Origin of the sequence: Terriglobus sp. RCC_193 (genome assembly GCF_041355105.1) — a bacterium.
Lineage (GTDB): Bacteria > Acidobacteriota > Terriglobia > Terriglobales > Acidobacteriaceae > Terriglobus.
This window is the reverse complement of record NZ_JBFUPK010000001.1, coordinates 1,431,807-1,457,725: the sequence shown is the minus strand read 5'-3', so window position 1 is coordinate 1,457,725 and position 25,919 is coordinate 1,431,807. Positions and strand designations below refer to the sequence as shown.

Below are 25,919 nucleotides of genomic sequence, written 5' to 3'. Positions count from 1 at the left end.
TACTGCAATAAACATGGTGGATACAGTTCAACTCGCGGACACGGCAAGACGCACAACGCGGCTTGGCTTCGGCGGCTCCAGCCTGATGGGCAGCATGGATCGCCGACAGTCGTTGCGGACGCTGGAGTGGGCATTTGAAGCGGGCATTCGCCACTTTGATGTCGCGCCGATGTACGGTTATGGCGAAGCAGAGGCCTGCCTCGGCGAGTTCCTCTCCCGGCATCCGGGCGAGGTAACCGTCGCAACAAAGTTCGGCATCCCGCCTGCAAAACATCCCGGCATGATCGCCACGGCACGTCGTTTTGTCGCGCCGCTGGTGAAGGCTGTTCCTGGCTTGAAGCAACGTGCGCAACGCGTGGCAAAGAGTGTTGCAGGGCCGCGCGCACCACGTGATCTGTCGCCGGAAAAGGCTTCCGCATCATTGGAAAAGAGCCTGCGCGATCTGCGTGTGGAACGCATTGACCTGTTCCTGCTGCATGACGCAACGGCTGAAGAAGTACGCAACGCGGCTCTGTTGGAGTTCCTGCAAGCAGCGAAGTCCGCAGGCAAGATTGGCGCATTCGGGATTGGTACCGATCCCGCGCATGTTGAGGCCATTCAGCAGGAAAGCCCCGCCTATGCGCAGGTCATTCAGTGTGAGTGGTCCGTCTTTGATGCGGCTCGTTCGGACGCTGCGTTTCGCATCCATCACCGTTCGCTTGGCGATAACTTCCGACGTTTGCGGCAGTGGTTGTCTGCATCGCCGCCTCGGATGAGGGAGTGGTCCGCGGCAGTGAATCAGGATCTTGCCGATGGCGGAGTCCTGAGTGAATTGATGATGCGCGCCGCCTTGCAGATGAATCCTTCTGGCGTACTGTTGTTCTCGTCGAAGAACCGGAAACATATTGCGGAGAATGCCGCGTTTGCTGTGCCCTCCGCAAGAGACGAGGCCGCGCGCAAACTTTACGAAAAGGTGCAGGAATCAGCCGCCTCCATCCATGCGGAGTGTGACGCGTGAAGTGGCTGAAGGTCTGGCGTTACCGCATCCTCTTCTTTCTTGCAGCACTTGGCCCTGGCTTCATCACGGCCAACGTGGACAACGATGCGGGCGGCATCTTCACGTATTCGCAGGCGGGCGCGCAGTATGGCTACGCGCTGCTGTGGACGATGATTCCCATCACCATCGCGCTCATCGTGGTGCAGGAGATGTGCGCGCGCATGGGCGCGGTTACCGGCAAAGGGCTTAGCGATCTCATCCGCGAAGAGTTTGGCCTGCGCCTGACCTTCATCATCATGTTGTTGCTGGTGGTGGTGAATTTTGGCAATGTTATTGCGGAGTTCACCGGTATTGCTGGCGCACTCGGTCTCTTTCATGTCAGCAAATACATCGCCGTGCCTATCTGTGCGTTCCTGGTGTGGGCACTCGTTGTGAAAGGCGATTACAAAAGCGTCGAGAAGATTTTTCTCTTCGCCAGCGTGGTCTATCTCGCTTACATCGCAGCAGGCGTGCTCGGCAGACCCGACTGGCATACGGCGTTGGTCGAAACCGTAAAACTGCCCGACCGTTCTCTATGGCACGACCGCAATTACGTCTACATGACCATCGGTGTTATCGGTACGACGATCACGCCGTGGATGCAGTTTTACCTGCAGTCTTCCATCGTGGAGAAGGGTGTGACGGTGAAGCATTACCGTGCCACCCGCCTTGATGTGACTATCGGTTCCATCTTCACAGACGTGGTGGCGTGGTTCATCGTGGTGGTCTGCGCAGCCACGTTGTGGATTCACGGCGTGCGCAACATCAACGTTGCAGCCGATGCGGCAGAGGCCATGCGACCCATCGCGGGCGATTACGCCTTCCTGTTGTTCGCCGCAGGGTTGTTTAACGCATCGTTATTTGCGGCATCCATCCTTCCGCTTTCCACGGCATACACGGTCTGCGAAGGCCTTGGTTTTGAAAGCGGTCTGGATCGCACGTGGAAACAGGCGCCAGTCTTCTACTGGCTGTACACGATCCTGATTGCAGCGGGCGCGGCTGTTGTACTCATTCCTAACTTCCCGCTGGTGAAGATGGCCGTGTTGTCGCAGGTGTTGAACGGCCTGCTGCTGCCCGTGGTGATGTATTTCATGTTGAAGCTGATCAACAAACCAGAGTTGATGGGCGAGTACCGCAATCGCACATGGTTTAACGCAATCGCGTGGATCACCGCCGTTCTGGTCACGGGGCTATCGCTGGTTCTGGTGTGGCAATCAATTCGCGGATAACCGCAGTTCATCCATTTACCAAATGCGTTCTTCGAAGTCCGTCATCCTGAGCGAAGTGCAGAGTGCGAAGCCGAAGGGACCTGCATCCTTCTGTGCTCTCTACATGCTTCATGGAAAGCACAGAAGCAGCAGGCTTCTGTGAAACATTCCCGTGGTGCGAGAAGAAAGCGGGTCTTTCGACTTCGCTCAGGATGACGAACCTAGTTCGTACGAGCTTCGCTCAAATGATGAATGGTAGCGCCTTACTGCTTCGGGAAATACTTCGGAGCGTAGCCACCGGCCCACGGATCGTAATGCGTGGAGAAAGCCGCACGGCGTCCAATGCTGGGATGTCCATACGTCCAGAACTCCAGGAACTGGTTTGGATTCGGCACGTCGTAGCTTGTCTCTCCCAACACCTGAAACGCTCCGCGTGCAGTCTCCTGTGGGTTGGCTACGATGCCGTGAATCGCCTCCATGCCGTAGACATCCGCAGCATGTTCCTGCTGGCGTGACAGTGTGGAAGTAACCGGCTCCAGAAAGAAGCTGAACAGAGAAAACGCCAGCAACAACACGGCAAGCGCGCCCCAGTCATCCTGCGAAGGGATACCCCACGCAATGCCGAAGCGACGGATGGCCCACTGCACAAACAGGTATCCCAGGTAGAGCGTGATGAACGTGATCACAGTGCTGACCAGGATGCCGCGCACAATGTGATGCAGCACGTAATGCCCGCTCTCATGCCCGAAGATGAACAGGATCTCGTCGGGTGTGCCCTTGGCAATCGACGTATCCCAAACCACCACGCGCTTCGATGCGCCAAAGCCGGTGACGTATGCGTTCAGCGTGGTCACCTTTGCCGACGCCTTCATCAGGAACATGCGATCCGGCGGAATGTTCATGTGTCCGCGGTTCGCCACCTCTTCCAGTCGCTGCACCAGTTCCGGATGCGATTGCTGTAGCGGCTCAAACTTGTTGAACAGTGGATCGATCACATAGGGCGTAACGAAGATGGCGGCCAGCGTGATGGGGATGGAGACAATCCAGAACCCAAACCACCAGCGTCGTGGGAATTTGCGGATGAACCAGAACAGCAGCATCACCAGCAGCGTTCCAATCACCCAGCCAATACCCGCACTCTTCGCCTGATCTCCCAGCCAGCTTCCCCAGCCCTGCACGCTCAACCCGTACTTCAAACGTAGCCAATGGCCATAGATGCCAAAGGGCGCGTCCAACAAACCTGTAATGACAAGAAACAGAAGTAGAAAGGTGGCACCCTGCAGCCAGCGATTCTTGAAGCGCGAGGTCGCCGTCCGTTGCATCCATCCCACAGACCCCAGCGCCAGCAGGGCTATGGTGTACACCAGCGACCAGATGGACGTGGCGAAGTGCAGCACCGTATCCACCTTGTCCAAATGCTGTGCCTTGGCCAGATCCGCCGGCTTCAGCGAATACGACGGGATGTTGCCACCTTCGGGCGAAGTATCCAGTTCATGTTGGGCCGCATCGTTGGCCAGCTTTTCAGCGGGCGTGGCGGCGGCGTGGATCGGAACCGCCACAAGAAATAACAGGAACAGCAGCAATCGGCGCATTGACGGTTTATAGCAGACTTGCGCCACGGGCAAACCGCTGATTTTCATAACAAGACATGGACCCCGCGCCAGAAAGGCATCTGCAGGCCTCGCGCGGCACTATCCGGCCATCTCAGAACCTGTCGGCGGCAAGGTGTCCGACGGAAGGAGATTCACGATGAACGGTAAGCTGACAGGAAAAAAGATTGCAATTCTGGCGACCGATGGCTTTGAGCAGGCGGAACTGATGGAGCCAAAGAAGAACCTGGAGAGGGAAGGCGCCACCATCACCGTGCTGAGCGTGAAAACCACACCGAAGGAAATCAAGGGTTGGGATAAGACCGACTGGGGCAACAAGGTCAAAGTCGATGCTCTCGTGGGAAGCGCAAAGGCAGACGAGTTCGATGCGCTGGTACTGCCCGGCGGCCAGATCAACCCCGATAGGTTGCGCATAGACAAGGATGCGGTGCACTTCATAAAGGAGTTTGTGGAAACCGGCAAGCCGACAGCAGCCATTTGTCATGGCCCGTGGACGTTGATTGAAGCGGGCGTGGTGAAGGGAAAGACCATGACTTCATGGCCCAGTGTCCACACCGATCTGCTGAACGCCGGGGCAAAGTGGGTAGACAAGGACGTGGTGGTCGACGGTCAGTTCATCACAAGCCGGAACCCGGGAGACATTCCAGCCTTCTCGCGAGAAATTGTGAACGCGCTCGCGGCCTAGGACGGGATGCTGAAGTCCCGCCTTCGATAGTTTCTTTAAGTATCAGAAAGTATGCCACTTGCTGTTATACGCGCAGCTTGCCTTCGGCCAGATCATGGATCATGCCCAGGTCTGCCGCCAGAAAGTCATATTCCGGCAGCGCCTCAAAACCAGACCAGCAAATCTGCTGAAAGATCCGATTCTGTAGCTCGCCGGTGAAACTGCGTACACGGAAAAACTGAATATCTACCGCGCCGCCATTGCGATAGTTGTGGCGGACGCGTGTCAGCAACGGCCCAATCTCCGCATGGATGCCCAGCTCTTCATCCAGTTCGCGACGCAGGGCCTCTTCCGGGCCTTCACCGGCTTCAATCTTGCCGCCGGGAAACTCCCATTTCAGGCTCATGGGTTGATCCGGCTTTCGCTGGCAGATCAGCACTTCCTCCGCGCCATCGGGGCCGGGGCGAAGAATCAGGGCGGCCACCACCAGGCGAACGGTGCGGGGCAATCGCGCAGCGTTGTCTCGCTTTCCGTCGAGCTTTCGAATGGCCGCTTTCTTCTTCAAAGCTCCCGCATCCTCTGGCGGTAATTGCACCACCGTCACAGCAGTGTAGATGCTGAAGGGCCACTGGCCCTAGCCTTCGGTCGCCGGATAGTAAACGTTCCAGCCGAGTTCCGCCGCTTTTTCCGCCAGTGCCACGGTTGGATTCACCGGATAGGGATGTTTTGCCATCTCCAGCATGTGCAGGTCGTGCACGCTGTTGCCAAAGACGGCATCAGGATGCGTCAGCCCCACGCGGCGCAGCGCCTCGGCCTTGCCTTCGTCCGAGGGGACATCCAGGATCGTTTCGCCTGCAATGCCGTCTTCTACAGCTACGCAGGCCGCCAGCACGTGATCCGGCGCAATGCCCAGGTCGCGTACACCCTCTTCGATCATCCAGTTATTCGTGGACGACACGGCCCAGATGTCCGTTCCGCTGGCCTGCAGTTCGCGCAGCAGGACGATCATTTCCGGGAAGAAATGCGGCTGCACATGGTCCACGAAATACTTCGCGGCAGAGTCACGCAGGGCTTTCTCAGGGATGCCGGCATAGATGGAGGTCATCTCGCCGCAGATGGCAATTTCGCCCACTTCGCCACGGTGGTAGAGGGCATGGCGATCCAGAATGTGGCGTGTTGCGTCGCTGGGCAACAGGCGTGTGGCGATGGTCCAGTGCATAAATCCGGAACCGGCATCGCCGGGCCAGAGCGTGCCGTCGAAGTCGAAAACGGCGGTGCGTGGACGTGCATCACGCACATTCTGCAGGAATTCGGAACGGGAGAAACGACGTGGACTAGCGCTTGTAGCCTGATTCATGCTTCTATTGTCGCAAGGCTGGATGAACCCCGCATGGACCTACATGGACCCTCCTGAAACATTTTCGGGCACGGAGCATCTATTCTTAAGCAGGAACGATCGCGAGACCCCCGCCAAGGCGGGCAATCCGGTCGAGCGAACATTCCCGGGAGAAGAGGCAAATCGATGGCAGGACAGTTTGTAACCGAAGTGAACGACGTGGACTTTGAACAGCAGGTGCTGAAGAGTGAGACGCCCGTCCTGGTGGACTTTTGGGCCACCTGGTGCGGACCATGTCGAGCGCTCGCCCCTGTCGTGGATCAGGTTGCCGGTGAGTACGAGGGCAAGATCAAGGTCATGAAGATGGACGTGGACCGCAACGCCGCCACGCCGGGCCGTTATGGCATCCGCGGTATCCCCGCGCTGCTGCTTTTCAAGGACGGCAAGGTCGCAGAGCAGATCGTTGGCTACGTGCCCAAGGACACCATCGACAAGACCATCGGTAAGGTACTGGCATAAGCTGATCGCCTGAGAGGTTGCAGGAAAAAGGCCCGGAGCAGATGCGCCGGGCCTTTCTGCGTTTGCGGTGGCGAAGGGTTAGAACGAAGCGGGCTTCTCCCATTCGCTGAACACGTATTCCGGCAGGCCTTTGCGCGAACGCGGCGCTGTTTCCATGGCGCGGAAATTTTCGGGGGCATCTTCTGGCTGACCCAGATAGCCGATAGCCCAGCATGCGCCTGCCTCAAATTCGCTGGGCACGCCGAACGATGCGCGGAGCGTTTCCTTATCGAACCCGCCCATGCCGTGCGTGTGGATCCCGAGAGAAATGGCCTGAAGCGCGATCAACGTGGAAGCGGCGCCGGTGTCGTGCAGGCAATAGGGATTGGGCTGCCCATTTGCGGAGAAGGTTTTCTTCCCAAAGCTGCAGTAGAGAACCGGCGCGGACTTTGCCCAGGATTGGTTCGGCGCTACCAGTGCGTTGAAAATCTTGGTGTAGGTTTCATCGCCTTTTCGACCCACCAGGAAACGCCAAGGCTGTTCGTTGTAGCTGTTGGGAGCCCACGCGGCTGCGGCAAAGATGCTTTTCAGGTCGGCATCGGACACGGGCTTATCGGAGAACGAGCGCGGGCTCCAGCGATGCAGCAGCAGTTCATGGACAGCGGCTTCCGGGGTTCCGTGTTTTAGCTTTTCCAGTGCGGCGAGGTCGGACATGGGCATTCCTTTTTGAGCGTGAAGTGATTCTGGTTTGATGTTGCGGACGGTCGTTACGATGTGCGTCCGCTTATGGCGTGTGCGATGACCGGTGAATGTTGCTTGCCTTCTGCGCACAGCATGATTCAATGGTCAATATATGTCCAACATGTTGTTCGATGTGCTGGTGATAGGGGCTGGACCCACCGGGCTGGCGTGCGCTATTGATGCGCAGAAGGAAGGCCTGCGCGTGGTCCTGGTGGATAAAGGATGCGTGTGCAACAGCCTCTTCCATTACCCGGCGCATATGACGTTTTTTACCACGCCGGAACTGCTGGAGATTGGCAACATGCCGTTCAGCAGCCCCAACCAGAAGCCCACACGCAGTGAGGCGCTGGAGTATTACCGCAAAGTGGCGGAGCACTACGCGTTGGACGTGCGGCAATATCATCACGTGGACCGGGTCAGCGGCTCGGACGGCGATTTCACCGTACACACCACGGATCGCTTTGGCCGTGCGCAGGATTTCCGCGCGAAGAAGCTCATCGTCTCCACGGGCTATTACGATCTGCCGAACTATCTCGGCATCCCGGGCGAAGACCTCAACAAGGTTCATCACTACTACGACGAGCCGCACCCATACTTCGGGCTGAACGTGCTGGTGATCGGCGGCAAGAATTCCGCAGCGATTGCGGCGCTGGATCTGTGGCGTCATGGTGCGAAGGTGACATTGGTGCATCGTGGTGAAACCATGCATCGGCACGTAAAGTACTGGATTCTGCCGGACATTAACAATCGCATTGCAAATGGCGAAATTGCGGCGTATTTTGCGTCAACTGTGAAACAGATTGCGGAGGACACCGTTACGCTGAACACACCGCAGGGTGAAATCACCCTGGCGAATGATTTCGTGTTTGCGTTGACGGGATATCATCCTGACTTCGACTTCCTGGAACGTATGGGTGTTGCGCTTGATTCGGACAACAGTCGTTGCCCGGTCTGCACCCCGGAGACCCTGGAGTCGAACGTGAAGGGTATCTACATGGCAGGTGTGGTGGTGGCGGGCGAACGCACCAACGAAATCTTTATCGAAAATGGCCGCTTTCATGGCGCTCTCATCGCGCGTGACCTGGCCGTCAAACTGCTTGGCAAGTCTTAACAGGAAAGGGAACTGAGAACGATGATGCGCTGGGGGCCGAAGACGATCATGGGGCAGTTGATCGCTGGTACGCTGCTGGTGCAGATCATCGTGTTCGCTGCTTTCCTGAGCTTCAGTGTGCGCGACCAGTTCCGCGAAAGCCGTGAACGCGACCGTATCCGTTTGCAGCGGCAGAGTTCCATCATCGCAGCATCGCTGGCGCAGCCAATGGAGCAGCACAACGACGAGATGATCGACGATGTGATGCATGAGCTTCCCATCGCTGCTTCGTTGAAGGGGGCGCGTGTCACAGATGTGCATGGCACGGTTCTGCGGAACACCAGCGACGAACTGCCCATGCAGCTTTCGGACCGCGAACAGAAGCTGTTGCCCAAACTGGTTTCCGGGCGCAAGTATCTTCGTGTACTTTCCGACGAAGGCAACGAGGAAGGCGCGCAGCCGATCATCTCTGATGGATTGATACGCGGCATCTTGTGGGTGACCCAGGACTCCGCGCTGACCATGAACACGCCCAAGCGCGTGCTGAAAAATCTGCTGATTTACTTCCCGTTTGCTTTGCTGGGTAATGTGTTGCTGGTATGGGCGTTGAGCGCCACGCTGGCACAGCCTCTGCGTCAGCTACGGCGCGCAACACTGCAGGTAGGCAAGGACCCCAACGATCTGTCAGCATTCCCGTTGACGGTTCCAGTGGTTGCCGCGCAAAACGAGGCGGGCGCCTTGTTGAGCAGCTTCAACGGCATGGTGAGCGAAATTGCGCGCCAGCGTCGCGGCACGCAGGAGACGTTGAATCTGCTCGACGCCATGCTGCGCACCGCTCCGATTGGCTTTGCGTTTTACGACCGCGACTATCGCTACATCCGTATCAATGACCGCCTGGCGAAGATGCACGGTGTGCCGCTGGAACACCACCTGGGTCGCCGTTTGCGTGATCTGGCTCCTACCACTGATGGTGATGTGAACTCATTGGCGCTGGAGTCGGAACGCCTGCTGGAGCAGGTCTTCCGTACGGGTGAAGGCATTGCCGAACACGAACTCAGCGGCGAGATGGTCGGTGACATTCATCCGCGTATCTGGCTCGCCAGTTACTTCCCCGTGTTCATCGGTGACGAAGTGCGTTGGGTGGGTGTCATTGTCACGGAGGTGACAGAGCGTCGTCACGCGGAAGAAGCCATGCGCCGCAGTGAAAAGCTTGCAATTGCAGGGCGTCTTGCGTCTTCCATTGCGCATGAAATCAATACGCCGCTGGAAGCTGTTACCAATGCCCTGTATCTGCTGCGCAATAACCCATCGCTGGATATACAGGCGCAGGACTGGGTGGCATTGGCGCAGACAGAACTGGGACGCGTGGGTGAGATCACGCAACAGACGCTGCGCTTTCATCGTCAGTCCTCAACCGCCACGGATGTGGAGGTGACCGAGATGCTGCGCAGTGTGCTGCTGCTGCACAATGCCAAGCTGCGGTCCGCAAAAGTGGAGGTGGAGTTGCGTCTGGAGGATCCAGCGCTGCTCTTTGGCTACGCGGGAGAACTGCGCCAGCTTTTTGCAAACCTTGTGGGTAATGCGATTGATGCGATGCCTCAGGGAGGACGCCTCTTCATTCGCGCACGCACCATGCGGCACAACGACAGAAGGGGAGTGCGCGTTACTGTTGCGGATGAAGGCATGGGGATGTCGAATGCTGTGCGACGCCGCATCTTTGAACCGTTCTTTACCACCAAGGATGCCAGCGGCACCGGCCTTGGCTTGTGGGTGAGCGCGGAGATTCTGGAGAAGCATCACGGCGCCATGCTGGTGCGCAGCCGCCAGGCAAAGTATCGCGGCGATTGTTCCGGTACCGTGTTCTCACTGTTCTTCCCGTGGGAGGGCGTACCACGGGGGCCGCGCATTGTGCATAGCTCGGCAGAGGTGCTTGCAGATCATCTGGTCTGAACACTTACAACGCAGCACTTATGGAAAAAGCCCGCCAATGGCGGGCTTTTCTATGTGCCTGGAAGAGACTACGGCTTCTGCGCCTTCTCTAATTCCGGAGCCACTTTCGTTCCTTCCTGTACCGCATCGGATGGTGACAGGATCACATGATCGCCCTGCTGCAACCCGCTGAGGATCTCAACGCTGGTGCCATAGTCGCGTCCCAGGACGACGCTGTGCAGATGCACAATGTTGTTGGCGTCCACGGTATAGGCCTGTGGCCCTGCGGTGCGTACCACCAGGGCATTTCCCGGTAGCAGCACCGGCGGACGCGAATTCTTCACCGCGAAGGTCACCGTCGCAAACATGCCGGGAAGGATCTTGCCATCGGCGTTTGGCAGGTCGATTTCGGTCAGCAGCGTGCGCGATGCCGGATCAATTGACGTGGAAGAGCGTGTGATGGAACCAGAGTAGATGTGCCCCGGGAGTTCGCGGAAGGTCACCTGCGCTGTGGATGCGCTCAGTGCATCCGGTGCGTTGCTCTGTGGCACATTGGCAAAGACTCGAACCACGCCGGACTGCGCAATCGTGAAGAGCTGCGTCACGCTGTTGGCCGAGCCGGACGTGATCAGCGATCCATTATCGATGGAACGCGACAGGATCACACCGGTGAAAGGTGCCAGCACGCGTGAGAAGGACGCCTGTTCTTCCAGCGACCTCACGTTCGCTTCGCCGGCAGCAATGTTGGCCTTGGCCGCTTCCACGGTTGCATCGTTCGCGCCAGACTGCGCGGTGTAATTGTCCGCCGCCTCCTGCGAAATAACGCCTTGCTTATAAAGCTGCTGACCACGCGTATTGTTCAGCGTGGATAGCTTCGCATTGGCCTGTGCCTGCAGTAGCTGCGCTTTCAACTGCAACAGGTTTGCGCGCGCCTGCCGCAGTGATTGCTCCGTCTGCGGATCTTCAATGATGGCGAGCAACTGTCCGGCCTTTACGTGGTCGCCAATGTCCACGTAACGCTTTGAGATGTAGCCCGAAGTACGCGCATAGATGGGAGTCTGTGCAAATGCCTGCACGGTGCCGGGCAGTTCCAGTCTGCTGCTGGGTTGCCCCAGGCCGACGGCCACAACCGCAACCGGCGGGGGACCGGAAACATCGTGTGCGCGGTCTTCCAGGTCGTTTTGGTGATGCAGTTTCGGAATCAGAAAGGCGACACCGACAATTGCAAGCAGAAGAAAGCCACCTGCTGCGGCAACGAATGGACCTTTGCCTGCGGGCTGTTGAGTGGTTGCGGAATGGCCGGTCGTTGCCGGATCCTGTGCGACGTTCTGGGCCATGCTCAGCAAGCTCCTTCAGACGTGTTGCGGTGGCAGTTCAAAAAAGTGGAAAGCTGTTCAGCATTACGCATGGGAGAACTCCTCCTCGGGTTCCGGAAGCTCTTCTGTTTGAAGATGGCTCGGAACCTTCTTGCGTAGCAGTGAATAGAAGATGGGAACAATTACGAGGGTTGTTGCGGTGGCCACCAGCAGGCCACCGATAACAGCGCGTCCCAGCGGTGCATTCTGTTCGCCGCCTTCACCCATGCCCAGCGACATGGGAAGCATGCCCAGGATCATGGCCAGCGCCGTCATCATGACAGGACGTAAACGCGTAAAGCCCGCGGCCGACGCGGCCTGAATACTGTTCAGGCCCAGCGAGCGCTGATCGTTGGCGAAGGTCACCATCAGGATGGAGTTTGCCGTGGCCACACCAATGGTCATGATGGTGCCCATCAGTGAGGGGACTGAGAAGGTGGTGCCGCTCAGGAACAGCATCCACAGAATGCCGCAGGCCGCGCCCGGCAGCGCCATCAGGATAATGAACGGATCAAGCCAGCTCTGGAAGTTCACCACCATCAGCAGGTACACCAGCAGAACCGCGAAGATCATGCCCAGCCCAAGTCCTGTGAAGCTGTCCTGCATACTCTTCACCTGGCCACGCACCGTGATGGTCGCGCCCTTGGACAGCTTGCCGCTCTGCACGGTGTAGTTCTTCAGCACCTTCTGGATGTCGCGGTTCACGCCACCCAGATCGCGGCTCTGCACGCTGGCATAGACGTCATACACCGGCTGCACGTTGTAGTGGTTCGTGATGGCGGGGCTTGACCCGTGCTGTACCTGCGCCAGGTTAGAAAGGAACTGCGATGCACCCACCGGTGGTGCGCCAGCATTGGTCGCTCCTGCTGTTGTGGTCGTGCCGTTGGAGATCGGCAGGTTGTTCAATTGATCCACAGAATCCAGCGTCGTGGGCGGCACCTGCACCACCACGGAATAGTTCACGCCGGTCTTGGGGCTGAGCCAGTAGTTCGGCGAAGCGATACCCGATCCCGAGAGCGCCGTCAGCATACTGCCCGCCACGTTCTGCTCGGTCATGTTGAGTAACTGTGCGCGTGAGCGGTCCACGTTTACCCGCAACTCCGGCGCATACAGCACCTGGTGTACATGTGCATCCACCACGCCCGGAATCTTTGCAATGTCTGCGCGAATGGCCTGTGCCGTCGCATAGTTGGCATCGGCCAGACGCCCGCTCACCTGAATGTCAATCGGAGCAGGCAAACCAAAGTTCAGGATCTGGTTCACAATGTCCGAAGCCTGGAAATAAAACGTGGTCTGCGGGAATTGTTTGCGCAGTGTTTCGCGCAACTTCTCGCGATAGATCGCGGTGGGCTTGTGCTTTTCCTGATTCAGCGAGACAAGAATTTCGCCGTCCTGCACGTCGGTAAGTGCACCGTCACCAAAGGCAAGATTGAAGGCGCCATTCGGCGTTCCGATGTTGTCCAGAATGCCGTCCAGTTCGTTTGCTGGAATGGTCTGGCGGATGACATTCTCCACCTGCGCAAAGACGGCTTCCGTGGCTTCCAAACGAGTGCCGGGAGCGGTGCGAACGTGCAGCCGGAAGCTGCCCGCATCCACGTCTGGAAAGAAGTCCTGACCGATGAACGGCAACAGGCAAGCGGACATGGCAATGAAAAGACCGAAGCAGCCAAGCGCAAATGCAGGATGGCCCAATGCCCAATCCAGCACACGCTGATACCGCGAGCGCAACGCCTCAAAAACACGGTTAAAGGCGAAATGCGTGCGCCAGATCGCTCCCAGACCGCGCATCTTCTGGTCCACCTCTGCCTGCTCTTCTGCGGACAAGGGATGGTCACCGTGGGACGCTTCGGCCAGCGAGTACACATCCACTTCCTTCGCCAGCAGGAACTTCACCATGGTGGGCACCAGCGTTCGCGACAGGAAGTACGAAGCCATCATGGCGAAGACCACCGCCAGGCCCAGCGGCACAAACAGGCTCTTTGCTGCACCGGTCAGGAACACCACCGGGACGAACACAATGCAGATGGCCAGCGTGGAGACGAATGCCGGAACAGCAATCTGCGCAGCGCCATCCAGGATGGCGGGTTCAATCTCCTTGCCCAGCCCCAGGTTGCGGTGAATGTTTTCAATCTCCACCGTGGCATCGTCGACGAGAATACCCACCGCAAGGCCGAGTCCGCCCAGCGTCATCGTATTCAGCGTCTGCCCCAGGAACTTCATGCAGATGACAGACACCAGGATTGACAGCGGAATGGACACGGCAATGATCACCGTCGAGCGCCATGACCCAAGGAAGAGCAGGATCATGATGGCGGTCAGACCGGCAGCAATAGCGGCTTCTTTCACCACTCCCTGCAGCGCCGCACGCACAAAGATCGACTGGTCAAACAGGATGCGGATGTCAGGAGCAGGTGGCGGCACATTGGCCAGAATGTGCGGCAGCACATCCTTCACACGCTTCACAATGTCCAGTGTGGACGAAGAGGAGGCCTTCAGAATCGTCATCAGCACGGCGCGCTGGCCGTTATAGCGGACGATGGATTGCTGCGGCGCGGAGCCCTCGTGAACGGTGGCCACATCGCGCATGTACACCGTGGCGCCATTCACCTGCTTGATGGGAATGTCGTTCAGTTGCGCTGCAATCAGTGGTGAAGCATTGGTGCGCACCACGTAGTCGCGGTCCTGTACCTTCAGGTCACCAGCAGGCAGGATAAGGTTCTGCGCCGTTAATGCATTCACCACGTCCTGCGGCGAGAGTCCTTTCGCATACAGCGCGGCGGGATCAAGATCGACAGCAACCTGGCGAATACGTCCGCCATACGGCTGCGGCACCTGTGCGCCCTGCACCGTAGCCAACTGCGTACGGATGAACTGCGAACCTACATCAAACAGTTCGCTCTCAGACAACTTGTTCGAAGAAGCCACCGCCTGCAGGATCGGCACATTCGACGCAGAGAACTGCAGAATGAACGGCGGTGTGGTGCCCGGCGGCAGAATACGCAGAATGGTCTGGTTGACGGCCGTTACCTGCGCAACTGCGGCTTCTATTTTCACGCCCGGCTGAAAGAAGATTTTGATGATGGAGATGCCGTTGACTGACTGCGACTCAAGGTGCTCAATGTCGTTTACGGTCGTCGTCATGGCGCGCTCACTGATAGTGGTGAAGCGCTTTTCCATCTCATCCGGGCTGGTGCCGTTGTAGCTCCACACCACCGTGACTACGGGAATGTCGATGGTGGGGAAGATGTCCGTGGACATGGTCTCAATCGAGACAATGCCAAGCACAAGGATCAGCACACTCATCACCACGAAGGTGTAAGGGCGCCGAAGGGCAAGGCGGACAATCCACATCTGGACAGCTCCGAAAAGGAAAAAGGTGCGTTAGCAGTTTGCGGAGAAGTCCGCAGACTTTCATTGTGCCAAATTGCAGCGACAAAGGGATACTTTCCGTGTGACCTGTTGACGTTTTAGAAGGCATGGATGATTCAAGTCGTTTTACGACATTGGCAATAAGGGGCATAGAATACTTCTATGGCTCGTGGATGGGGGAAAGAAGACGTGGACGCACCAGAACCAACGCCAGCGGCAAAGCTGGTGACTGCAGCAGAACAGCAGCGCACAGACCGCGAGAAGAAGCGTCGTTTGCAGGAGCTTGAGCTACAGCGCGAACGCGTCCTGAGCGAGCGCACCTCCAGCCCGCATCGCCGTTCCGCCCTGGAAGCCGCCCTGCTTGAGATTGAGCGCGAACTCGCGGAACTCGGCTGGGCCATTCATATCTGATCGGGGCTTCCTGCGCTTCTCGCGATAAACTTACGGGAACGCATCAAGGAGTACGCACCCACACATGTCTGCCGTAGCAGAAACAGCCGCGTCCGCGCCGCGCCGTAGCGTGATGACTTTTCAGGAAACATTGTTTGCCCTGCAGCGCTTCTGGGCAGAGCAGGGCTGTGTCCTCCAGCAGCCGTATGACACGGAGATGGGCGCTGGCACCATGTCGCCGGATACCTTCCTGCGCGTTCTGGGGCCAACACCTGTCCGCATCGCCTACGCGCAGCCCTCGCGTCGCCCGGCAGACGGTCGTTACGGCGACAACCCCAATCGCCTGTACAAGCACACGCAGTTTCAGGTCATCCTGAAACCGCCACCGGCAAACATCCAGGAGCTGTACCTCAAGAGCCTGGAAGCCATCGGCATTGTGCTGGCCGAGCACGACATCAAGTTCGAAGAAGATAACTGGGAATGGCCCGTGGGCGGCGCCTGGGGCGTTGGCTGGCAGGTCATGATGGACGGCCAGGAGATCACACAGTTCACCTACTTCCAGCAGTGCGGCGGCATGGACCTGGACCCCATCAGTGGTGAGATCACCTACGGCATGGAGCGCCTGACGCAGTTCCTGCAGGACAAGGAATCCATTTACGACATTGAGTGGGCGAAGGAGCCGGACACCGGCAAGATCACCACTTATGGCGACATCCGCCTCTACGAAGAACAACAGCTTTCTGCATTCGCCTTCGATCACGCAGATGTGGCAAAGCTGTGGCTGCACCTTGAAAACTACGAGGCGGAATGCCTTGGCCTTCTTGCAGCCGCAAAAGCGCTGCCGGAAGATGCGGATGAGGTAACGGTCAAGCGTTTCCCCGTGCTGGGCGCGTATGAACTGGCATTGAAGTGTTCGCAGTTGTTCAACCTGCTGGACGCGCGCGGAGCCATCTCCGTAACGGAGCGCGTGGGTGTAATGGCGCGCATCCGCACGCTGATCGTGGGGGTGGCGAAGATCTACGCGGAGCAGGTGGAACGCCTTGCTGCCTTGAAAGAAAAGGCTGGTGCATAGTGGCAGAGTTTCTGTTTGAAATTGGATTGGAAGAAGTTCCCGCACGCATGTTGCCGGGAGCTGAAGCGGAACTGACCAAGCGTGTCAGCGACCTGCTCACGCGTGAGCGTCTGGTAGAAGAAGGCTTTTCCGTGGAAAGCTACTCCACGCCGCGTCGTCTGGCCGTGTGGGTAAAGGGTGTCATCGCGCAGCAGAGCGATGCCGAGGAAGAACTTGTTGGACCACCCGTGAAGGCTGCCTACAAAGACGGTAAGCCTACCAAGGCTGCCGAAGCCTTCGCGGAGAAGGCGGGCATTCCCGTCGATCAGCTTCGCACCATCACCAACGCCAGGGGCGAGTACCTTGCTGCCACCGCAAAGCGCGAAGGCAAGTCGTTCTCTGAGGTTGTTCTAGCGGAACTGCCAAAGGAAATCGCCGCCATGTACTGGGCCAAGAACATGCGCTGGCGACCGTTCCTGCCAGAGCGTTTCGTACGTCCCATCAAGTGGATGCTCGCTCTCCTCGACAGCGAAGTCCTTCCCGTCGAATGGGCGGGTGTCACGGCATCGAATGTCACCTACGGCCACCGCGTTCTGCACGGCTACGAGCCCATCACCATCGCCGCACCCGCGGAATATGCAGACAAGCTGTACCAGGCGAAGGTCATGGTCAACGTGGAGCATCGCCGTGAACGCATCCGCAAAGACCTGGACAAAGCCACGCGCACCGTCGAAGGCGCACGCTGGCGCGAAGACCATCCGCTGGTCGACAAGGTAACGCATCTCACCGAATGGCCAAGTGTCCTCCTCGGCAAGTTTGAGGATGAGTTCCTTCCTCTGCCGGAAGAAGTCCTCGTGACCGTTATGCGCGATCACCAGAACTACTTCGCGCTGGAAAACGGCGAGCACAAACTGCAGCCATACTTCCTCGCCGTACTCAACACAGAGCCTGCGGGTGCTGGCGTTGAGATCATCCGTCACGGTAACGAGCGCGTTCTGCGCGCCCGCTTCAACGACGCGCGTTTCTTCTACGAGTTCGATCAGCGCGTCTCACTGCTGGAGCGCGTGGAACTGCTGAAGAACGTCACCTTCCAGAAGGAACTTGGCTCGTACTACGCAAAAATGGAGCGCACCGGCGCACTTGTTCTCGCGCTGGGCCAGTTCGTGCGCGAACGCATGTACACGCAGCCCGGCACACGCGGTCAGGGAGTCAGCCTGAAGCTGGATGCGCTCACCGCAGCCGCAACGCTCGCCAAGGCCGACCTCACCACCGAACTGGTGAAGGAATTCACCGAACTGCAGGGCATCATCGGTGGTCTTTACGCCAGGGCGCAGGGCGTGGATGAAGCCGCAGCCATCGCCATCTACGAGCACTACCAGCCCGCAGGCATGGAAGACGCCATCCCATCCACCATCGAAGGCCAGTTGCTTTCGATCGCGGATAAGGTGGACACCATCGCCGGTATGTTTGGTCTGGGGATGCAGCCCACTGGATCGAAGGATCCCTTCGGTCTGCGCCGCGCGGCCAACGGTATCGTGAAGATCCTAGCCGAAAGCGATTTGCCGCTGACACTCAGTGAAATCGCAGATGCTGCCACGGATAACAACGAAGCACTCAACGCAAACGTGAAGGGCTTCCTCAGCGAGCGTCTGGAATGGTATCTGCGCGATATTCGCGGCGGAGCCTACGACGTGGTGAAGGCCGTTATGACCACGGATCCGGACGATGTGCGCGATGCCATGAAGCGCGTCGATGCCGTCTCCGCCGCACGCACCGGGGCGGATTTCGCGGCCATTGCTGCGGCCTTCAAACGCATGAAGAACCTCGTTGAACAGGCGAAGGCCAAGGGCGAAGTCTTCTCACCCGGTTCAAAGCATGAGTTCCTTACCGAACCCGTGGAACGCAGTCTGTCAGAAGAGGCCGGACGCCGCGCCGCATGGGTAGAAGGTCTGCGCAAGGACGGCGACTACACGCTCGCCCTGGCAACCATCGCAGAGCTTCGTCCCTTCGTGGACGCGTTCTTTGACAAGGTGATGGTCATGGCACCCGAACCGCAACAGCGCGCCGCACGCCTGGGCCTGCTGCTGCGTATTCTTCTGGACTACAGCAAGGTCGCTGACTTCTCGGAAATCGTAATCGCGGGATAGCTTTACAGGGAACAGGGAACAGGGAACAGGGAACAGCGTCCGTCATTCTGAGCGCAGCGAAGAATCCCGACGAGTTCTGTGCCACCTAAGAAGCTAAACGCCTTCCAGCCGAAGATGTACAGGCTGGAAGGCGTTTAGCTTTGTGGTGAGTCAGTATGCGGGGATTCTTCGCGGTGCTCAGAATGACAGCGAGAGACTTCAGTTCACACGCTGCAACCGGGCGATCAGCTTTTCCGCCAGCGGTTCACCGCTCTCCGTCCAAAGCAGCCGCGATGAAATCCCACAGTGTTTCTCAACCGACAAGACAAACGCCAGCAGCTTCTCCACATTCTGCTGCAGGCGCTTCTGCCCGTCTTCATCCAGATCGTTTTCGTCCTGCACCCACGGCGTGTCGAGTCCGAAGTCCACGCGGATGTGGCCATTCTGCTCGTAGCTGGCGTCGTCAAACTCCGGCCCAAAGCCGATGACTTTTACGGTCGCCGGTTCCAGTCGCCAGGTGCTGTCGAAACCTTCGGCGCCTTCTTCCGGCTGCCATAGCTGCCACTTCGCTTCGAACTCATAGGACATGTCGTCATGAAGCTGTTCGGTGGCTTCGGCGACGGCATTTTTTGCGAGCGAGTCGTCCGAATCTTCGGAGCGGTCATCGTTCACAAAGATGCGCTGAAACACGGGCGACTCATTCCATCCCAGCGGGATGGCGGACGCCACGGCAATGCGTCCCTGGTTGTTCGCCACTTTCGCGAACTGGTCCAGGACAGCGGTGAGCTTCTCCGGCAGGGAAGCGAGGCGGAAGTTGGGAAACCAGAGGCTGAGATAAAGCTGATCGGCCATAACCAATATTGGATGCTACCGCACGGAATGCGTTTCATAACGTAGAAAACGGACACGCACCCCCGTTCCCTGAGAAGATAGTCAGCAATGGCAATGGGCAGCAGACGGGGCAGGGCAGGCGGCATTTCGGTGACGCGTCTTCGCCGTTGGCTTCTTGTCGGCGTCATCGTCCTGTTGACCGCCCTTGTGGGACTGCTCGGCATTGCCCGCTGGAAGGCGCGCAGGTTCCTGCATGACCTGCCTGCGAAACTCGGCATCGACATCAAATCGCAGGCCAACGGCTTCACCTATTCGCAATCGGTAAAGGGCCACACACTGTTCACGCTGCACGCAGCGAAGGCCATTCAGCGGCAGAACGGCAAGACCACGCTTCACGACGTTGCCATTACCCTCTACGGCCCGGAAGGTTCGCACGAAACAGACAGCATCCGCGGCGCGGAGTTTGAATATGACCAGAACAACGGCATTGTGAAAGCGATGGGCGAAGTGCATCTCGACCTGGCGTCACCTTCCAGTGCGCAGCAAAACCCCAGTGCCAAACGCATCGCCGTAACCACCAGCGGTCTGGTTTTCATGCAAAAACAGGGCATCGCCACAACAGACCAGCCGCTGCACATTGAGTATGGCGATCTGCACGGCACAGCCACGGGCGCCGATTACACCACAGCCACGGGCCTTCTGAATCTGCATTCCGCCGTGATCATGGATGGCACACAGGACCGCCAGCCAGTGCATCTGACGGCGGCCTCCGCGCAACTGGATCGTAACCAGCGTCTTGCCACGCTGCACACGGCTTTCGTGCGTACTGGTGAGATGAAGGCGCAGGGAGACACGGTGGTTCTGGATGCCGGCCCATCCGGTGGGATCGACGAGATTCGCGCTGACGGCCACACGTCACTGCAGAGCGGCGACGGCATTCGCGCCCAGGCTCCGAAGCTTGTCGCCAAAATCTCTGAGCAAAACAAGCCCACGCTGGCCACCATGTCCGGTGGCGTCATCTTGTCTCATCCCGACGGCAGTGGTTCCGGGCAGACTGCGGTGGTGCACTTCGACGGGCTAGGCAACGCAACAACGGCGGAACTCACCGGTGGCGTCACGTTCGACCACCACTCGGCCACCTCGCTGGATCACCTGACGGCAGCTAATCTCGTAGCAGCACTCGCGCAGGACGCCACCCGCCACACCATCCTGAAGGACGCCACCGCCACCGGCCGCGCGCAGCTTCGTTCCGTCACCACAGGCAAGCCAGCCAAGACGACCGTGATTTCTGGCGATACGCTCCACGCCATCATGGCCGCCTCTGGCAGGAAGCATTACGTATCCCTGCTGACCGGCAATGGCTCCACGCGGCTGGATGAGGATGACGGCGCAGGCACCACGCGCACCAGTACGGGCGACACCCTGCAGATCAAACTGCTGCCACCCGGCGCAACCAAAGCTGCCTCGACCGTGCAATCGGCCATGCAGGATGGACACGTCACCGTCATGGCGAAATCGCCTGCGAAAAGCGGCAAGACCGCGTCTGAGACACATGCCACGGCCTCGCACGCCGACTTTGAAGGCTCCACCGGCAAGCTGCTGCTCACCGGCGCGCCCAGCGTCACCGGCGACGGCATGCAGATTGCCGCGGACCGCATCACGCTCACACAGGGAAACGGCGATGCGGACGCCACCGGCAGCGTCCGCGGTGTCTATCAGTCGCAGAAGGACTCCGACCCCGTACATGTGACGGCGGAACATGCCACCGTCGCCGGTTCCGTGGCGAAGTTCTTCGCCGGAGCTAACGCCGCGCGCATGTGGACGTCCTCTTCGCAGATGGAAGCGCCGGTGATCGAAGTGGATCGCAACACAAACCGCCTGATGGCCCATGCCCCCTCCGGTTCTGCCGCCACAGGCACGGTCCATCTGTTGCTGCCTGCTTCCGCCACCGGCAAGCAAAAAAACAGCGGTGTGGTGCGCATCGTCGGAACTACGCTGCTCTACGTGCCCGTGGAAGGCACGCGTCCCGCTCATGCCGATGTGACTGGCGGCGTGCGCATGGATACTTCAGGTGCCTCGCTTACCGCGCGTCAGGCCGTGGCCACGTTGTCTGGCAGCACTCCGGGCGTTCTCTCGGGCAGCGTGCAGCAGATCGTGGCCAGCGGCGCGGTCAACATCGCGCAGCCGGGCCGCACTGGCCAGGGCGAACGCCTTGTCTACACCTCTGCGGATGAGCGCTACGTTCTCACCGGAACGCCGCAAAGCCAGCCGAAGGTCATCGACACTCAAAAGGGAACCATCACGGGCGCAACGCTCATCCTGCATGGCGCGGACAACAACGTGGAGGTCGAGGGCACAGGTACACATCGCGTCCATACGGAAGTGGAAGCCAACCCGCAGAAGCGATAGTTTGTACTCAAATACTGAGTCCTCAGTCTTTTAGATAGCGTCTAACAGGTTGCATGACAACGGCTGCGGGTACATTGGAGATGGAGGGACGGGGCGAGTCTTCGTCATCTGGCTTGGAACTTTTTGAATCCAGCGCGGCGCAGACGCGGCACACGCTTTCCACGGACGGCATTGCCAAGAGCTATGGCGGTCGTGAAGTCGTTCGCGGCGTCAGCATCAGCATCACTCAGGGCGAAGTCGTCGGCCTCCTCGGCCCCAATGGCGCTGGCAAGACCACCAGCTTTTACATGATCGTGGGCCTTGTGCGCCCGGACTCCGGTCGCGTCACCGTTGCGGAAGAAGACATCACCCGCACACCCATGTATCTTCGCGCGCGTAACTTTGGCATCAGCTATCTGCCGCAGGAGCCCAGCGTCTTCCGCAAGCTCACAGTGGAAGAGAACATCCTCGCCATCCTGGAAACGCAGCGCCTCAGTTGGGAACAGCGTCGCAACCGCACCGCGCAGCTCATCGAACAGTTGAATCTGGGCCATGTGCGCCGCACACAGGGCTATGCGCTCTCCGGTGGCGAACGCCGCCGTGTTGAGATTGCACGTTGTCTCTGCATTGATCCCAGCTTCATCCTGCTGGACGAACCTTTCAGCGGCATCGACCCCATCGCCGTGCTCGACCTCCAGCAGATCATCTTCAACTTGAAGAAGAGCGGCATCGGTGTACTCATCACCGACCATAACGTCCGCGAAACACTCAGCGTCACAGATCGTGCCTACATCATTGCGGAAGGCCGCATCTTCCGCCACGGAACGCCCGGCGAACTGGGCCGCGACGCGGAAGTGAAGCGTGTCTACCTGGGCGAAAGCTTCCGTCTCTAAGTTCCGCTACAAAGGAACCCTGGCCAGTTAAAGGCTTTCGTCAAAGCGGGCTGCTGTTGGAAGAAGCGATCCCCGGCCCTATAACGGCCTCCGTGACCGGAAATCCCAACAAACTGATCATCCGAATCTGACTTTTTCGCCTCAGAAGACGACCCGAAGAAGCTTTGTAAGCACGTTGCTTGCCATTTGGCCGTTCGTGGCGCATCGTATCGGAGTAGACTGCGAAAAGAAGCGGTTGCCCCGACCTCCTTCGGCCCAGGGCTGCCGACTTTTTTGCTACGGGAGAATTGTCTTTGCTGCTTCAGCCCAAGTTGAACCTTCGAGTCGCCCAGCGCCAGGTGCTGACACCGGGACTGGTCCAGATGGTGAGCGTACTCGCGCTCAACAAGCTGGAACTGAAGGAGATGATCAATGCCGAAGTGGTGGAGAACCCGGTGTTGGAGGAGATTGACGATTCCTCCGCCAGTTTTGAGGAGCTTGCCGGACGCGAGGGCGACCGCGAGCTTTCCGCGGAACAGCAGAAGGCAGAAGCGGATCGCCAAGAGAAAGACCCGTTCGATGAAATCGACATGGGCGAATACTTTCAGGAGTATCTTGACCCCGGCTTCCGCGCCTCTGGCCCATCGTTTGAAGAACTCGATTCGCCTTCCTTTGAAAATTTCCTGTCCAAGCCTTCGACGCTGTCCGACCACCTGCAGTGGCAACTGGGCGCCATGACACTGCGGCCGGAGTTGCGCGCTGCCTGCGAAGTGATCATCGGCAATCTGGAAGACAACGGCTATCTCACCGTGGACGACGCAGAGCTTGCCTCGCTGGACGAGACGGGCCAGGCCACGCCAGCCCTCATGGCAGAGGCAAGGGCAACCGTGCATACGCTTGATCCCATTGGCGTGGGAGCAGCGGATCTGCGAGAGTGCCTCCTGCTGCAGATCCACGCCGCCCTTCGCGATACAGATGACGCCATTCTGGATGAAGACGACTACGCGGCCCGGCACAGCGAACTGACACTCGCCTGCAGGATCATCAGCGACCATCTGCCGTTGTTGCAGAAACGCGATCTGCGCGAACTCACCCGCCTTCTTGCAGCCACGCCGGAGCAGGTGCAGGCTGCCCTCGACGCCATCCGTTCCCTCGATCCGCGCCCCGGCCAGCGTTACAACCAGCAGGAGACGCGGCTGATTGAGCCGGATGTGGCCTTCGTCAAACGCAATGACGAGTGGCAGGTCATTATGAATGAGGATGACCTGCCCACCCTGCGTCTCAACGCCGGCTATCGCAGGATGCTGCGCCAGAAGGACACCGAGCGCGAGGTGAAGGAGTACGTCAAGGAGCGCTATCGCTCCGCCATCCAGCTCCTGCGCAACATCGAGCAGCGTAAGAACACCATCGTCCGCACCTGCGAATCCATCGTCCGCCGTCAGCCGGAGTTTCTGGAGCACGGCGTGGATTCTCTTCGCCCCATGATGATCAAAGAGGTGGCGGAAGAGATTGGCGTGCATCCTTCCACCGTGTCACGAGCGGTCGCGAATAAATATGTGCACACCCCGCAGGGCGTGTTCGAGCTGCGTTTCTTCTTCAGCGAGGCCGTCAATGGCCCAGAAGGCGGCGATCTTCCGCTCATGCTGTTGAAGAAAAAGGTTCGCAGGCTGATTGAGGAAGAAGATCCGAAGAAACCTTTGACGGACGACGCGCTGGCCAGTGAGCTTCAGCGGCAGGGAATTCAGGTCACACGGCGCACAGTGGCGAAGTACCGTGAGGACATGAATATCCCCAGTACACATCAGCGCCGCAAGCGCGACTAGCCGAATCTGTGCGATCCACAGGTGTGTCCACATTGCATGTTGACGCGACGCCTTTCAGGGACTACAAAGACACTTCAAGGCGCCGGGATTCACGTGGCGTTCACAGGCTTCGTGACCTAACCAGCCCGGCATCTTACCCAAGAGGTGAAGGAGGTAAGCAGCATGGATCTTGAGATCACCGGCAGAGGCACACAGGTAACAGCAAAGTTGCGTGCGCAGGCAGAAGAGGGCCTGGCGCGTATTCAAAAAATCCTTGGACCCAAATGCATGGCCAAGGTGGTGCTCAGCTGCGAGAAAAACCGCTGCGAGGTTGAAGTTACGGTACGCAATACCATCAGTAATTTCTCCTCACATACCTCGGCAAAGGATGTCGAGATTGCCTTGAAAGATGCTTTGGACAAGGTGGAGCTGCAGGCCGTAAAGGCGCGCAAGAGGGTTGTTACAACGCGCCATCATCCGGATCACGATGCCACGGGAACCATTCGCCGCCAGACTACGGAAGCGGGCGAAGTCACCTCAGTCAGAAAATCCCCGGGCAAGAACAAAACCGGTGTAGGAAAGGCCATTGCGGCCATTGATGACGGCGAAGTCGAGATGGAGGAAGTCGAAGCCGCCTGACAGGTTTGAGAGCATTCCAGAAAAAAAGAGGCATCCCATTCGCGGATGCCTCTTTTTCATTCCGGGCCACTCGAATGTTGCCGGGCGATGCTAGCATTTCCGCATGGTCGAACCTCCGTCAGTCAGGAACCAGGAGGGAGCGCCGCGCACCCCCGGATGCGAACTGGTCGTACTGACCGGTCTTTCCGGCGCAGGCAAACTCTCCGCGCTGAAAGCATTTGAAGACCTTGGCTACTATGCCGTTGATAATCTGCCCCTGGAATTGATTCCGCAGTTCGCTGAACTTCTGCGTGGCTCCAGCGAGTTCAGTCGCGCGGTTCTTGGCGTGGATGTGCGCGAGGGTTCCATTGAGAACTTTCCCGGCATCCTGCATAACGTGCGTGGCCTGTTGCCCACCACGGTCGTTTACCTTGAGGCGTCGGACGACGTTCTGGTGCGTCGCTACTCCGAGACGCGCCGCCCGCATCCCTTGCGCCGCGATGAGCTGGTGTCGGAGAGCATTGCCTCCGAACGCAAGCGCATGGAGCCCATCCGCAACGTTGCGGATGTCCTGCTGGACACCTCGCATTTCAACGTGCACCAGTTGCGCGCGCACATCATCACGCAGTTCAGCCGTCGTGAAGGCGAACAAAGACTCCTTGTCTCCACCATGAGCTTTGGCTTTAAGAACGGCGTACCTGCGGAGGCAGACCTCGTCTTTGACGTGCGCTTTCTGCCGAACCCTCACTTTGTGCCGGAGTTCCGTCCGCTCACCGGCCGCGACGAGCGTGTGGCGAAGTATGTGATGGACTTTCCGCAGACAAAGGAGTTCCTGGACCGTACCGCGGACATGTTGATGTTTCTTCTGCCGTATTACGTTACGGAAGGGAAGAGCTATCTGACCATTGCCTTCGGCTGCACGGGCGGACAGCATCGCTCCGTGGCCATTGCAGAAGAGATGAAAAAGCGTCTCAGCGATGCGGGTTATCAGGTAAGGGTCTCGCACCGCGACATGCCCCGATAGCT

At 58.6% G+C, this 25,919-nt stretch carries 21 protein-coding genes; 14 read left to right on the top strand and 7 right to left on the bottom strand.

Annotated elements, in window-relative coordinates:
• The first annotated feature begins 13 nt into the window (after positions 1-13).
• Both AB6729_RS06070 and AB6729_RS06065 read left to right on the top strand, forming a co-directional pair.
• The gene (locus tag AB6729_RS06070) at positions 14-997 is read left to right on the top strand and encodes an aldo/keto reductase (protein WP_371080679.1); all 984 of its coding nucleotides are present in this window, start codon (positions 14-16) and stop codon (positions 995-997) included.
• Positions 994-2,244: an Nramp family divalent metal transporter gene (locus AB6729_RS06065; protein WP_371080678.1), complete on the top strand. Its 1,251-nt coding sequence runs from the start codon at positions 994-996 to the stop codon at positions 2,242-2,244. Before AB6729_RS06070 ends, AB6729_RS06065 begins: the two co-directional genes overlap by 4 nt.
• A gap of 242 nt (positions 2,245-2,486) precedes the next feature.
• Here AB6729_RS06065 and AB6729_RS06060 read toward each other — a convergent pair whose 3' ends face one another.
• Complete coding sequence (locus tag AB6729_RS06060; RefSeq protein WP_371080677.1) at positions 2,487-3,815, bottom strand: M48 family metallopeptidase; 1,329 nt, start codon at positions 3,813-3,815, stop codon at positions 2,487-2,489.
• A 157-nt stretch (positions 3,816-3,972) separates the two neighbouring features.
• Between AB6729_RS06060 and AB6729_RS06055 the strand changes: the two genes are divergently transcribed.
• A complete protein-coding gene (locus tag AB6729_RS06055) occupies positions 3,973-4,518 on the top strand; it encodes a type 1 glutamine amidotransferase domain-containing protein (RefSeq protein ID WP_371080676.1) in 546 nt (181 codons plus the stop codon).
• A 64-nt stretch (positions 4,519-4,582) separates the two neighbouring features.
• Here the strand turns inward: AB6729_RS06055 and AB6729_RS06050 are convergent, their stop codons facing one another.
• Positions 4,583-5,062: a (deoxy)nucleoside triphosphate pyrophosphohydrolase gene (locus AB6729_RS06050; RefSeq protein WP_371080675.1), complete on the bottom strand. Its 480-nt coding sequence runs from the start codon at positions 5,060-5,062 to the stop codon at positions 4,583-4,585.
• A gap of 69 nt (positions 5,063-5,131) precedes the next feature.
• Complete coding sequence (locus AB6729_RS06045) at positions 5,132-5,794, bottom strand: HAD family hydrolase (protein ID WP_371080674.1); 663 nt, start codon at positions 5,792-5,794, stop codon at positions 5,132-5,134.
• A 225-nt stretch (positions 5,795-6,019) separates the two neighbouring features.
• Here AB6729_RS06045 and trxA point away from each other — a divergent pair, with 225 nt between their 5' ends.
• Positions 6,020-6,352, top strand: a complete 333-nt coding sequence (gene trxA, locus AB6729_RS06040) for a thioredoxin (protein ID WP_047486616.1) — start codon at positions 6,020-6,022, stop codon at positions 6,350-6,352.
• Between the two features lie 78 nt (positions 6,353-6,430).
• On the opposite strand, the gene AB6729_RS06035 is transcribed toward trxA, so the two are convergent.
• Entirely contained in the window at positions 6,431-7,045 is a 615-nt protein-coding gene (locus AB6729_RS06035) for a nitroreductase family protein (RefSeq protein WP_371080673.1), read from the bottom strand.
• Between the two features lie 139 nt (positions 7,046-7,184).
• Here AB6729_RS06035 and AB6729_RS06030 point away from each other — a divergent pair, with 139 nt between their 5' ends.
• Together AB6729_RS06030 and AB6729_RS06025 are read left to right on the top strand one after the other, a co-directional pair.
• Positions 7,185-8,183 carry a YpdA family putative bacillithiol disulfide reductase gene (locus tag AB6729_RS06030; protein ID WP_371080672.1) on the top strand — a complete coding sequence of 333 codons (999 nt, stop codon included), beginning with the start codon at positions 7,185-7,187 and terminating at the stop codon, positions 8,181-8,183.
• 21 nt (positions 8,184-8,204) lie between these two features.
• The gene (locus AB6729_RS06025; protein ID WP_371080671.1) at positions 8,205-10,112 is read left to right on the top strand and encodes a PAS domain-containing sensor histidine kinase; all 1,908 of its coding nucleotides are present in this window, start codon (positions 8,205-8,207) and stop codon (positions 10,110-10,112) included.
• Between the two features lie 68 nt (positions 10,113-10,180).
• Here AB6729_RS06025 and AB6729_RS06020 read toward each other — a convergent pair whose 3' ends face one another.
• Together AB6729_RS06020 and AB6729_RS06015 are read right to left on the bottom strand one after the other, a co-directional pair.
• Complete coding sequence (locus AB6729_RS06020) at positions 10,181-11,428, bottom strand: efflux RND transporter periplasmic adaptor subunit (protein ID WP_371080670.1); 1,248 nt, start codon at positions 11,426-11,428, stop codon at positions 10,181-10,183.
• Positions 11,429-11,491: 63 nt separating this feature from the next.
• A complete protein-coding gene (locus AB6729_RS06015) occupies positions 11,492-14,797 on the bottom strand; it encodes an efflux RND transporter permease subunit (protein ID WP_371080669.1) in 3,306 nt (1,101 codons plus the stop codon).
• A 180-nt stretch (positions 14,798-14,977) separates the two neighbouring features.
• On the opposite strand from AB6729_RS06015, the gene AB6729_RS06010 reads away from it, so the two are divergent.
• From AB6729_RS06010 to glyS, 3 genes are all read left to right on the top strand, one after another.
• Positions 14,978-15,226, top strand: coding sequence for a hypothetical protein (locus AB6729_RS06010; protein WP_371080668.1), 249 nt, complete (start codon positions 14,978-14,980; stop codon positions 15,224-15,226).
• Positions 15,227-15,290: 64 nt separating this feature from the next.
• A complete protein-coding gene (locus tag AB6729_RS06005; RefSeq protein ID WP_371080667.1) occupies positions 15,291-16,277 on the top strand; it encodes a glycine--tRNA ligase subunit alpha in 987 nt (328 codons plus the stop codon).
• Positions 16,277-18,403, top strand: a complete 2,127-nt coding sequence (gene glyS, locus AB6729_RS06000; RefSeq protein WP_371080666.1) for a glycine--tRNA ligase subunit beta — start codon at positions 16,277-16,279, stop codon at positions 18,401-18,403. The genes AB6729_RS06005 and glyS overlap by 1 nt, the downstream gene beginning before the upstream one ends.
• A 198-nt stretch (positions 18,404-18,601) precedes the next feature.
• Here glyS and AB6729_RS05995 read toward each other — a convergent pair whose 3' ends face one another.
• Complete coding sequence (locus AB6729_RS05995) at positions 18,602-19,234, bottom strand: hypothetical protein (protein WP_371080665.1); 633 nt, start codon at positions 19,232-19,234, stop codon at positions 18,602-18,604.
• A gap of 93 nt (positions 19,235-19,327) precedes the next feature.
• On the opposite strand from AB6729_RS05995, the gene lptC reads away from it, so the two are divergent.
• The 5 genes from lptC (at position 19,328) to rapZ (ending at position 25,917) form a co-directional block, all read left to right on the top strand.
• Complete coding sequence (lptC, locus tag AB6729_RS05990; protein WP_371080664.1) at positions 19,328-21,622, top strand: LPS export ABC transporter periplasmic protein LptC; 2,295 nt, start codon at positions 19,328-19,330, stop codon at positions 21,620-21,622.
• Between the two features lie 53 nt (positions 21,623-21,675).
• Positions 21,676-22,494, top strand: a complete 819-nt coding sequence (gene lptB / locus AB6729_RS05985) for an LPS export ABC transporter ATP-binding protein (RefSeq protein ID WP_371080663.1) — start codon at positions 21,676-21,678, stop codon at positions 22,492-22,494.
• 293 nt (positions 22,495-22,787) lie between these two features.
• Entirely contained in the window at positions 22,788-24,296 is a 1,509-nt protein-coding gene (gene rpoN, locus AB6729_RS05980) for an RNA polymerase factor sigma-54 (protein ID WP_371080662.1), read from the top strand.
• A gap of 162 nt (positions 24,297-24,458) precedes the next feature.
• Positions 24,459-24,914, top strand: a complete 456-nt coding sequence (hpf, locus tag AB6729_RS05975; protein WP_371080661.1) for a ribosome hibernation-promoting factor, HPF/YfiA family — start codon at positions 24,459-24,461, stop codon at positions 24,912-24,914.
• 103 nt (positions 24,915-25,017) lie between these two features.
• Positions 25,018-25,917, top strand: coding sequence for an RNase adapter RapZ (rapZ, locus tag AB6729_RS05970; RefSeq protein ID WP_371080660.1), 900 nt, complete (start codon positions 25,018-25,020; stop codon positions 25,915-25,917).
• Positions 25,918-25,919: the final 2 nt, after the last annotated feature.